Genomic DNA, 10,022 nt, shown 5'->3' with positions numbered 1-10,022 from the left:
GCAGGAATGGTCGCCTCCCGAACCGGGAGGCGACCATTCCTGCTCACGAAGTGCGCGACTACTCGGCGCGACGGCGCCGGGCGACCTCCCACAGGGTGACGCTCGCGGCGATGCCCGCGTTGAGGGACTCCGTCGCGCTCGAGATCGGGATCGAGACGATCGCGTCGCAGGTCTCGGTGACGAGGCGCGAGAGGCCCTTGCCCTCGGAACCGACGACGATCACGATCGGACGGTCGGCGAGCTCGAGGCCGTCGAGCTCCACGTCGCCGTCACCGTCGAGGCCGAGGACGAACAGGCCCATCGACTTGAGCGACTTGAGGGTCTGCGTGAGGTTCGGGGCCATCGCGACGGGGGTCCGGGCGGCCGCACCGGCGGAGGTCTTCCACGCGGACGCGGTCACACCGACCGAACGCCGCTGCGGGACGACGACACCGTGGCCGCCGAAGGCCGCGGTGGAGCGGATGATCGCACCGAGGTTGCGCGGGTCGGTGATGCCGTCGAGGGCGACGAGCAGCGGGACCTCGTCCTTGGCGAACGCCCGCTCGACGACGTCCTCGGCCACGGCGTACTCGTACGCCGGGACCTTGAGCGCGACACCCTGGTGCACGCTGTCGTGCCCCGTGATGCGGTCGAGCTCCGGACGCATGATCTCCATGATCGGGACGCCGCGGTGGTTGGCGAGCGCGAGGATCTCCTTGACGCGGTCGTCGACCTCGATGCGGGAGGCGATGTACAGCGTCGTCGAGGGGGTCTTCGTGCGCAGGGCCTCGAGCACCGAGTTGCGGCCGGTGACCAGCTCGGAGTCGTCGGTCTTCCGCTGCGGCGGACGACCGGTGCGCTGCTGCGGTGAGCTCGACGCACCGTGGCGCCCGCGAGCGGCCTCGAAGCGCTCCTTCGCCGCCTTGCGCTTGCCGGCGGGGTGGTACGGACGGTCCTCGGCCTTCGGCGTGGGCTTGCGGCCCTCGAGCGCCTGCGCGCCCTGGCCGCCGGAGCCGACCTGCTTGTTGCCCTTGCGACCGGTCCGGACGGCGCCCGGCCGTCCCTTCTTGCTGCCCGAGACGTTCTTCATTGCTCTCTCCTGTCCGGCACTGCCGTTGTCAGGCGATGCTCCAGCGTGTACCTGCTGCGGTGTCCTCGATCGTGATGCCCGCGGATGCGAGGTCGTCGCGCACGCGGTCGGCCGTGGCGAAGTCGCGTGCGGCCCTGGCGTCGGCGCGTTCCTGCACGAGGCGTTCGACGAGTGCTGCGAGCGGTGCGGCCGATGCGTCGTGGCCACCACCCGACCAGTGGGCGGCTCGCGGATCGATGCCGAGCACTTCCACCATCGCAGCCACCTGATGGTACGCGGTTCCGAGCGCTTCCGCATCGTCCGCGTCGAGGGCGGCGTTCCCGGAGCGGACGGTCTCGTGCAGCACGGCGAGGGCCTGGGGCACCGAGAGGTCGTCGTCCATCGCCGCGGCGAAGGCCTCGGGCACCCCCGGGGCATCGGCCAGCCGGACGCCCTCGAGCCGCGGCGCGGCCCGGGTCAGGAAGCCCTCGATCCGGTCGAGCGCCGCCTCGGCCTCGGCCAGGGAGCCGTCGTGGTGGTCGATCGACGAGCGGTAGTGCGCGGCGCCGAGGAAGTACCGGACGACCACGGGACGCGCGGACCCGAGGAAGTCCGCGGCGAAGATCGAGTTGCCGAGCGACTTCGACATCTTCTGCCCGTCGACGGAGACCAGGCCGTTGTGCAGCCAGTAGGAGGCGAAGGCGTCTCCGGCCGCCGTGGACTGCGCGAGTTCGTTCTCGTGGTGCGGGAAGCGCAGGTCGAGCCCGCCGCCGTGGATGTCGAACGCCGGGCCGAGGTAACGCCGGGACATCGCCGAGCACTCGATGTGCCAGCCCGGGCGGCCGGGACCCCAGGGCGAGTCCCAGTTCGCCGTCGACGGCTCCCCGGGCTTGGCGCCCTTCCAGAGCGCGAAGTCGCGGGGGTCGCGCTTGCCGCGGGGGTCGGCGTCGGTGGCCTCGACCATGTCCTCGCGCCGCTGCCGGGTGAGCGCCCCGTAGGACGCCCAGCTGCCGGTGTCGAAGTAGACGTCGCCGGAGCCGTCCGCCGCCGCGTAGGCGTGCCCGCGGTCGATGAGCTTGGTGATGATGTCGTGCATCTGCGGCACGCTCGCGGTGGCCCGGGGCTCGTACGTCGGGGGCAGGATGCCGAGGGCGTTGTACGCGGCCGTGAACTCGAGCTCGACGCGGTACGCCCGGGCGAACCAGGCCTCGTCGGTGCCGTGCGCGAGGTCGAGCACCTTGTCGTCGATGTCCGTGACGTTCCGCACGAGCGTGACCCGGAGGCCGCGGTGGGTGAGCCAGCGGCGCCAGATGTCGTAGACGAGCGCGGAGCGGAGGTGCCCGATGTGCGGCGACGACTGCACGGTCGGACCGCACACGTACATGCTCACCTGTCCGTCGACCAGCGGGACGAGGTCGACGACGGCAGCGGCGCGGGAGTCGTAGAGGCGAACGGTCACGCGTCCAGCCTAGGACGTCAGACCGGTCGGACGACGGCTGTCGCGATCGCGGCGAGCCCCTCGCCGCGGCCGGTGAACCCGAGACCGTCCGTCGTCGTGCCGGAGACCGCGACCGGGGCCCCGACGACGGCGCCGAGGGCGTCCTGCATCTCGGTCCGACGTGCGCCGATGCGCGGGCGGTTCCCGATGACCTGCACGGTGACGGACACGGGCGCCAGACCGGCGGCGGCCAGCATCGCGACCGCACCCCGGACGAAGACGTCGCCCGCTGCCCCGGCGTAGGCGGGGTCCGACGTGCCGAACGTCCCGCCGATGTCGCCGAGCCCGCCCGCCGAGAGCAGGGCGTCGCAGACCGCGTGCGCGACCGCGTCGCCGTCGCTGTGGCCGGAGAGCCCCGCTTCACCGGGGAAGTCGAGCAGCCCGACCCGGCACGGGGACGCCGCGTCGAACGCGTGCACGTCCACCCCGAGGCCGACCCGGGTGTCCTCGGGGATGGCGGCGCGGGCACGCACGATCGACTCGGCACGACCGAGGTCCCACGGGGTGGTGATCTTGAAGGCGTCGGCGTCGCCGGGGACGAACCGCACGGTGCCGCCCGCCGCCTGGAACACCCCGGCGTCGTCGGTCTCGGCCTGCTGCGACACCGCGTACGCCTGCCGGAGCGCGGCGAGCGGGAACCCCTGCGGCGTCTGCACCCCGACGAGTGCCGCGCGGTCGACGGTCTCGACGACGGCGTCCCCGTCGACGCGCTTGATCGTGTCCGTGACGGGCAGTGCGGGGACGAACCCGGCACCCGCCCCGTCGTGCAGCGAACCGGCGACGGCGTCGAACACCCGCTCGAACTGGGCTGCCGGCGTCAGACAACGCGCCGCGTCGTGCACCAGCACCGCGGTGACGGAGTCCGGCAGCACGGCCAGGCCGGCCTCGACCGAGGCATGGCGATCCGCGCCTCCGGGGACGACGGCCGTGTAGGCGACCGCAGCCCCGGCGACGGACGCGACCACCTGTCGGCAGTCGTCGAGGAGCGCCGCCGGCGCGACCACCACGACGAGCGTCGGCGACGGCAGGGCGAACAGCGGCTCGAGCGCCCGCGCGAGCATCAGCGTGCCGGCCACGGGGACGAACGCCTTGGCCGTCCCGATGCCGAGCCGCGTGCCGGAACCGGCCGCAACGACGACGACCGCCCTGTCCACCCCGTGGGGGAACAGAACGGTCGAGGACGTGTTCAGTGGTCCGGTGCGCTCAGGAGGCGAGGACCTCGTCGAGGACGGTCGATGCCTTGTCCTCGTCGGTCTTCTCGGCCAGCGCCAGCTCGGAGATCAGGATCTGCCGCGCCTTGGCGAGCATCCGCTTCTCCCCCGCGGACAGGCCGCGGTCCTGGTCGCGGCGCCAGAGGTCGCGGACGACCTCGGACACCTTGATGACGTCACCGGAAGCGAGCTTCTCGAGGTTCGCCTTGTAGCGACGCGACCAGTTCGTGGGCTCTTCGGTGAAGGGGGCACGAAGGACCTCGAACACCTTGTCGAGGCCTTCCTTGCCGATCACGTCACGGACTCCGACCAGGTCGACGTTGTCCGCCGGGACCTCGATCGTGAGGTCACCCTGGGTGACCCGCAGCTTCAGGTAGACCTTTTCCTCACCCTTGATGACGCGCGTCTTGACTTCAGAGATGGTTGCCGCCCCGTGATGGGGGTAGACGACGGTCTCGCCGACCTCGAATTGCATGTATCAGGCTCCGTTCCGAGACACCCAGTTTACCACAAGCGTTGTTCGGGTAAGGGGCGCCTAACAACTGGCACCCCCGCTGATCGGTAGGATGGTGCCGGACCGTCCGGTCCACAATCGTGATCTTCCGGAGGAATCTCTTGCGAGCTCGGGTACTCGTGTCCGTCGCCGTTGCGGCAACCATCGCGCTCGGCGCCACCGGCTGCGAGTTCATGTCGCCCGCACAGACGACGGAGATCAAGCAGATCACCGACGGCGTGAACGTGTCGACCGGCAAGGTGGACATCCGCAACGCGCTCCTCATCGCGGACGACGCCGACGGGGCCCGGTTCGTGGGCACGATCGTGAACAACGCCGAGCGGGACGACATCACCCTCTCGATCGAGGTCGGTGGGGACACCCAGACCGTCACGGTCCCGGCGAACACGCACATCGACCTCGGCGGCGCCGCGGAGCCCTCCGAGCAGGCCACCGCCTCGACGGAAGAGGGCGACGGCACCACGCAGGGCACGGCCGCCGGCGACTCGCGCGAGGTCGTCTTCGACGACGCCGACACCAAGCCCGGCTCGCTGGTCAAGGTCTACTTCTCGTACTCGGGCGCCGAGGGCGTCTCGGCGAGCGTCCCGGTGCTGACCAGCCAGCAGGAGGAGTACGCGACGCTCGCGCCGACCTCCTCGCCGGAGCCCACCAGCGAGATCACCCTCCCGGTCGAGACGCCCGCGGCCACGCCGACGGACGACGCGACGCAGGACGCCGGCAACTAGCAGCAGACGCACGCACAGGAGGCGCGGTGCCGGTCCCAGGGACCGGCACCGCGCCTCCTGTGCGTCAGCCGACCTCGCGTCAGCCCTCGATGCGGTAGCCGAGCCCGCGGACGGTCACCAGGATCTCCGGCGCGCTCGGCACGCGCTCGATCTTCGAGCGGATGCGCTTGATGTGCACGTCCAGGGTCTTCGTGTCGCCGAAATAGTCGGAGCCCCACACCCGGTCGATGAGCTGCCCCCGGGTGAGCACGCGCCCGGCGTTGCGGAGCAGCAGCTCGAGGAGCTCGAACTCCTTGAGCGGCATCGGCGTCTCCGAGCCGTCCACCGCCACGGTGTGCCGCTCGACGTCCATCCGGATGCCACCGACCTGCAGGATCCCGCTGTCCGCGGGGTCGTCCTCGGTCCGGCGACGCAGGACCGCACGGATGCGGGCGAGGAGCTCGCGGGTCGAGTACGGCTTCGTCACGTAGTCGTCCGCGCCGAGCTCCAGCCCGACGACGATGTCCACCTCGGAGTCCTTCGCGGTGAGCATGATGATCGGGATGTTCGAGCGCGTCCGGATCTGTCGGCAGACCTCGGTGCCGGAGAGTCCCGGCAGCATGAGGTCGAGCAGCACCAGGTCGGGGTTCTCCGCGTCGAACTTCGACAGCGCGGTCACGCCGTCCGCAGCGACGGAGGTGTCGTACCCCTCGCGCTGCAGCAGGAACTCCAGGGGCTCGCTCAGGGCCGGCTCGTCGTCGACGATGAGGATCTTGGTCACGATGGCTGCTCTTCCAGTTGCTCTTCGAGTGCTGTGGTCAGTTCGGGGTCCGCCTCGGGCAGGCGGATGGTGAAGGTCGAGCCCTTGCCGGGCTGCGACCAGACGCGCACGTCCCCGCCGTGGTTGCCGACGACGTGCTTCACGATGGCGAGGCCGAGGCCGGTGCCGCCCGTGGCACGCGACCGGGCGGGGTCGACGCGGTAGAACCGCTCGAACACCCGGTCGAGGTCGGCTTCGGGGATGCCGACGCCCTGGTCGGTCACCGCGATCTCGACGAAGCCCTTCGCGGACCGAACGCCCACGCCGACGCGGGTGTTGTCCGGGGAGTACTTGACCGCGTTGGCGATGAGGTTCGACACCGCGATCTGCAGCAGGGCGGGGTCGCCCATCACCCGCAGCTTCGACTTCTTCGCCCGCACGAGTTCGATGTCCCGGGCGCGGGCGACGATCTCGTTCGCGTCGACGGCGGCCTGCACGATGCGGTCGATCGACGTCTCCTCGCTGTTCTCCAGCGTGTCGACGGACTGCAGCCGCGAGAGTTCGATGATGTCCTTCGTCAGGGCGGCCAGCCGCTCCGACTCGGTGACGAGCTGCGCGGCGAACTTCCGCACGTGCTGGGGTTCGTCGGCGGCGGCGACGAGGGTCTCGGAGAGCAGGCCGATCGCGCCGATCGGGGTCTTCAGCTCGTGCGAGATGTTCGCGACGAAGTCCCGCCGTACCTCGTCGATGCGCCGGGTCTCGGTCAGGTCGTCGGCCGTGACGAGCACGTACCGGTTGCCGAGCTGCGCGGCGCGGAAGCTCAGGTAGCCGATCTGGTCGCTGCCCCGGCCGCGGGGCAGCTCGAGGTCCTCGGCACCCATCTCCCCGCTCTTGCGCACGCGGTCGACGAGGTCGACGAGCTCGCGGTGCACGAGCTTCCGCCGCACCACCAGTCCGACCGTCAGTGCCTGCGGCGAGGCGGCGACGACCGTGTTCGAGGGGTCGACCACCACGGCCGGGTTGTGCATCGTGGCGATGACCGCGGCGACGCCGTCGGGCAGGGTGCGTTCCGCCACGTCGGCAGCACGAGCCGTGCGCTCGGCGGTGATGATCAGCACCACGACGCCTGCTCCGAACACCCCGCCGAGGAGCATCGACAGTGGCACGAGCCACGCGTTGTCCATGCCGTCAGTGTAGGGATGGTCATGCGGGGTTCCGGTACCGTTCACCGTCTGCGGAAGGCCGGATCGCGAAGCGTTCAACCGCACGTCACCGTTCGTTCACCTGACGTGACGACACTCGACCGGTACGCAGAGAGAGGTACTCCCCCATGCGCGAAGTCTTCCAGCAGGAACTCCAGGACGTCCAGGAGCGACTGACCGAGATCGCCGGGCTCGTCGAGTCCGCCATCACCCGAGCCACGCAGTCGTTCAGCGAGTCCGACGTGTCCCTCGCCGAGGAGGTGATCGCCGACGACGTCAAGATCGACGAGGCGGCGAACAGCCTCGACGAGATCGCGATCGACATCCTCGCGCGTCAGGCCCCCGTCGCCCGCGACCTCCGCGTCGTGGTCACGGCCCTGCGCGTCAGCTCGTCGCTCGAGCGCATGGGCGACATGGCCGAGCACATCGCCCAGCTCACCCGGCAGCGCTTCCCCGAGAAGGTCGTGCCGAAGGGCCTCCGCGGCACCTTCAAGAAGATGGGCCAGCTCGACGTCGCGATGGCGCAGAAGCTCACGCGGCTGCTCGCCACCGAGGACATCGCCCTCGCCGGGGAGATCCGCGACGAGGACGACGCCATCGACGAGCTGCACGCGAGCGTGTTCGACTTCGTGCTCGGCGAGACCTGGAAGGGTGCGCCGATCGACACGGTCGACGCGACCCTGGCATCGCGCTACCACGAGCGCTTCGCGGACCACGCGGTCTCGATCGCCAAGAAGGTCGAGTACCTGGCGACGGGTGACTGGGCCGGCGCGTCCTCGGTGACGGTGTCGCCCGCCTGACCCGACGCTGCGGCGTCACCGAGCCGGACGGACCACACGGTCCGCCCGGCTCGCTGCGTTCCGCTCGGCTCGCTGGGTTCTGACAGGATCGAGGCATGGCCCAGGTCGCGATCATCGTCAACGGCATGCCCGGTTCCGGCAAGAGCACCATCGGTGCCGCCCTCGCCGAGGTGCTCGGCTGCCCGTTCCTGTCGAAGGACCGGATCAAGGAGCCCCTCGCCGAGCTCGTCGGCCCGATGATCGCGTCGCGTCCGCTCGGCGGCATCGCGATGGACACCATGTGGTCGATGGCGCAGGCCGTCGAGAACGGCGTCGTCCTCGACGCCGTCTGGCTGCCGTCGCGGGACCGCGGACTCCTGGAGGCGCGGCTCGCCTCCGCCGGGTCGCCGCGCGCTGTCGAGGTGTGGTGCGACACGGACCGGGCAACCGCCGAGGAGCGGCTGCGCGACCGGTACGACCCGGGCACCGTGCCGGTGCGCCACGAGGTGCACGGGGACCTGGCCGACGTGCTCGCGTTCTGGGACGAGCACGGCGACGCCGCCCAGCCGGTCGGCCTGCCGGGCGTCCCGGTGGTCCGCGTCGACACGACGAAGCCGTACGACGTCGGCGCGCTGGTGCAGGAGATCGCCTCCCACTTCGTGTGAACGCGCAGAACGCCCCGCCCGGTCAGTCCGGGCGGGGCGTTCGTGTGTGCAGCGCTGCGCTGCTACTTCTTGGCGCCCTGGGCGGCCACGGCGGCGGCTCCGGCAGCGGCGGCCTCGGGGTCGAGGTAGTACGCCGGCTTCGTCGGACGGAAGTCGTCGTCGAGCTCGTACACCAGCGGGATGCCGGTCGGGATGTTCAGGCCGGCGATGTCCTCGTCGGAGATGCCGTCGAGGTGCTTCACGAGCGCCCGGAGCGAGTTGCCGTGCGCCGTGACGAGGACGGTCCCGCCCGCACCGAGGTCCTTCGTGATGTCGGACTCCCAGTAGGGCAGCAGGCGGTCGATCACGAGCTTGAGCGACTCGGTGCGGGGCAGCTGGTCGCCGAGGTCGGCGTAGCGGCGGTCCCCGAACTGCGACCACTCGGCGTCGTCGGCGATGGGGGGCGGCGGCACGTCGAACGACCGGCGCCACTCCATGAACTGCTGCTCGCCGTACTGCTCGAGCGTCTGGGCCTTGTCCTTGCCCTGCAGGTCGCCGTAGTGGCGCTCGTTGAGGCGCCAGTCGCGCTTCACCGGCAGCCACGCCAGGTCGGCCTGGAGCAGCGCGATGTCGGCCGTCTGGATCGCACGGGTGAGGAGCGAGGTGTACAGGACGTCGGGGACGATGCCGGACTCGGCGATGAGGTCGCCGGCGCGCTTCGCCTCCTTCTCGCCCAGCTCGCTGAGCCGGACGTCGACCCAACCGGTGAACAGGTTCTTCTGGTTCCAGTCACTGTTGCCGTGACGGAGCAGGACGAGCGTGGAGGTCATGCCCCGAGTCTACCGAGCGCCGTGCAGCCGGTCCCCGGACCCGTACCCTGGTCGGCATGCCCATCGGGAACGTGACGCGCGGGACGACCGGGTACAACCGGCTCCGCCGCGTCGACCGGTGGATCGCCACGCTGCCGGCCCTCCGCCGGAGCGCCGACCCGCTCGTCGCCGACGTCGGGTACGGGGCCTCGCCGACGACGACCCTCGAACTCCGGGACCGCCTGGCCGCCGTCCGCCCCGACGTCGAGGTCACCGGCATCGAGATCGAGCCGGCCCGGGTGGCCCTCGCGAACGCCGGCACGCGGGACGGGGTGACGTTCCGGCTCGGCGGGTTCGAGACACCGACACCGGGGAACCGCCGGCCCGCCGTGATCCGCGCCTTCAACGTGCTGCGGCAGTACGACGAGTCCGCGGTGGTGGAGTCCTGGCGGATCATGCAGGACCGCCTGCAACCGGGCGGCGCGCTCGTCGAGGGGACGTGCAACGAGGTCGGGCGGGTGGCCTCGTGGGTGACGCTCGACGACGTCGCGCCACGCACCTTCACGGTGTCGCTCCGGCTGGCGGGGCTCGACGTCCCCTCGGTCGTGGCCGAACGGCTGCCGAAGGCCCTCATCCACCGGAACGTCCCCGGCGAGCGGGTGCACGCGTTCCTCGGCGACCTCGACCTGGCGTGGGCGGTCGCGGCGCCGCTCGGCACGTACGGCCCCCGGCAGCGGTGGATCGCGACGGTCCGGGGCATGCGGGACCGGGGGTGGCCGGTGCTGCACGGGGTGACGCGGTGGCGGCTCGGCGAGCTCAGCGTCCCGTGGGCCGCGGTGGCCCCGGCCTGACC

The 10,022-nt window shown here is 71.2% G+C and carries 11 protein-coding genes; 4 read left to right on the top strand and 7 right to left on the bottom strand.

The window, feature by feature from the left end; genetic code table 11:
- Positions 1–58: 58 nt before the first annotated feature.
- Genes rlmB through BIV03_RS12060 form a run of 4 tightly spaced genes read right to left on the bottom strand, consistent with a single transcriptional unit; the run spans position 59 to position 4,232 of the window.
- Positions 59–1,069, bottom strand: a complete 1,011-nt coding sequence (gene rlmB / locus BIV03_RS12075; protein WP_070417805.1) for a 23S rRNA (guanosine(2251)-2'-O)-methyltransferase RlmB — start codon at positions 1,067–1,069, stop codon at positions 59–61.
- Between the two features lie 28 nt (positions 1,070–1,097).
- A complete protein-coding gene (gene cysS, locus BIV03_RS12070; RefSeq protein WP_071295881.1) occupies positions 1,098–2,507 on the bottom strand; it encodes a cysteine--tRNA ligase in 1,410 nt (469 codons plus the stop codon).
- A 17-nt stretch (positions 2,508–2,524) separates the two neighbouring features.
- On the bottom strand, positions 2,525–3,700 hold the full coding sequence (gene ispD / locus BIV03_RS12065; protein WP_083403400.1) for a 2-C-methyl-D-erythritol 4-phosphate cytidylyltransferase: 1,176 nt from the start codon (positions 3,698–3,700) through the stop codon (positions 2,525–2,527).
- A 49-nt stretch (positions 3,701–3,749) separates the two neighbouring features.
- Positions 3,750–4,232: a CarD family transcriptional regulator gene (locus BIV03_RS12060; protein ID WP_017888066.1), complete on the bottom strand. Its 483-nt coding sequence runs from the start codon at positions 4,230–4,232 to the stop codon at positions 3,750–3,752.
- Between the two features lie 158 nt (positions 4,233–4,390).
- Here BIV03_RS12060 and BIV03_RS12055 point away from each other — a divergent pair, with 158 nt between their 5' ends.
- Entirely contained in the window at positions 4,391–4,996 is a 606-nt protein-coding gene (locus BIV03_RS12055; RefSeq protein WP_071295879.1) for a hypothetical protein, read from the top strand.
- Positions 4,997–5,075: 79 nt separating this feature from the next.
- On the opposite strand, the gene BIV03_RS12050 is transcribed toward BIV03_RS12055, so the two are convergent.
- Positions 5,076–5,756, bottom strand: coding sequence for a response regulator transcription factor (locus tag BIV03_RS12050; protein ID WP_022906624.1), 681 nt, complete (start codon positions 5,754–5,756; stop codon positions 5,076–5,078).
- On the bottom strand, positions 5,753–6,919 hold the full coding sequence (locus BIV03_RS12045; RefSeq protein WP_070417801.1) for a cell wall metabolism sensor histidine kinase WalK: 1,167 nt from the start codon (positions 6,917–6,919) through the stop codon (positions 5,753–5,755). Before BIV03_RS12045 ends, BIV03_RS12050 begins: the two co-directional genes overlap by 4 nt.
- A gap of 146 nt (positions 6,920–7,065) precedes the next feature.
- Here BIV03_RS12045 and phoU point away from each other — a divergent pair, with 146 nt between their 5' ends.
- A complete protein-coding gene (phoU, locus tag BIV03_RS12040; RefSeq protein ID WP_070417800.1) occupies positions 7,066–7,737 on the top strand; it encodes a phosphate signaling complex protein PhoU in 672 nt (223 codons plus the stop codon).
- 95 nt (positions 7,738–7,832) lie between these two features.
- Positions 7,833–8,381: an AAA family ATPase gene (locus BIV03_RS12035; protein ID WP_071295878.1), complete on the top strand. Its 549-nt coding sequence runs from the start codon at positions 7,833–7,835 to the stop codon at positions 8,379–8,381.
- A 62-nt stretch (positions 8,382–8,443) separates the two neighbouring features.
- Here BIV03_RS12035 and BIV03_RS12030 read toward each other — a convergent pair whose 3' ends face one another.
- Complete coding sequence (locus BIV03_RS12030) at positions 8,444–9,190, bottom strand: phosphoglyceromutase (RefSeq protein WP_071295877.1); 747 nt, start codon at positions 9,188–9,190, stop codon at positions 8,444–8,446.
- A gap of 56 nt (positions 9,191–9,246) precedes the next feature.
- Here BIV03_RS12030 and BIV03_RS12025 point away from each other — a divergent pair, with 56 nt between their 5' ends.
- Complete coding sequence (locus tag BIV03_RS12025) at positions 9,247–10,020, top strand: methylase (protein ID WP_070417797.1); 774 nt, start codon at positions 9,247–9,249, stop codon at positions 10,018–10,020.
- Positions 10,021–10,022 lie beyond the last annotated feature (2 nt).

This window comes from Curtobacterium sp. MCBA15_016, assembly GCF_001865105.1.
GTDB lineage: Bacteria > Actinomycetota > Actinomycetes > Actinomycetales > Microbacteriaceae > Curtobacterium.
The sequence above is the reverse complement of the archived record's forward strand: the minus strand, read 5'-3'. Positions and strand labels throughout refer to the sequence as shown.

Coding starts and splice junctions, on each gene's coding strand:
- rlmB (WP_070417805.1), bottom strand. CDS start 1,069: ATGAAGAACGTCTCGGGCAGCAAGAAGGGACGGCCGGGCGCCGTCCGG.
- BIV03_RS12060 (WP_017888066.1), bottom strand. CDS start 4,232: ATGCAATTCGAGGTCGGCGAGACCGTCGTCTACCCCCATCACGGGGCG.
- BIV03_RS12045 (WP_070417801.1), bottom strand. CDS start 6,919: ATGGACAACGCGTGGCTCGTGCCACTGTCGATGCTCCTCGGCGGGGTG.
- phoU (WP_070417800.1), top strand. CDS start 7,066: ATGCGCGAAGTCTTCCAGCAGGAACTCCAGGACGTCCAGGAGCGACTG.
- BIV03_RS12035 (WP_071295878.1), top strand. CDS start 7,833: ATGGCCCAGGTCGCGATCATCGTCAACGGCATGCCCGGTTCCGGCAAG.
- BIV03_RS12030 (WP_071295877.1), bottom strand. CDS start 9,190: ATGACCTCCACGCTCGTCCTGCTCCGTCACGGCAACAGTGACTGGAAC.
- BIV03_RS12025 (WP_070417797.1), top strand. CDS start 9,247: ATGCCCATCGGGAACGTGACGCGCGGGACGACCGGGTACAACCGGCTC.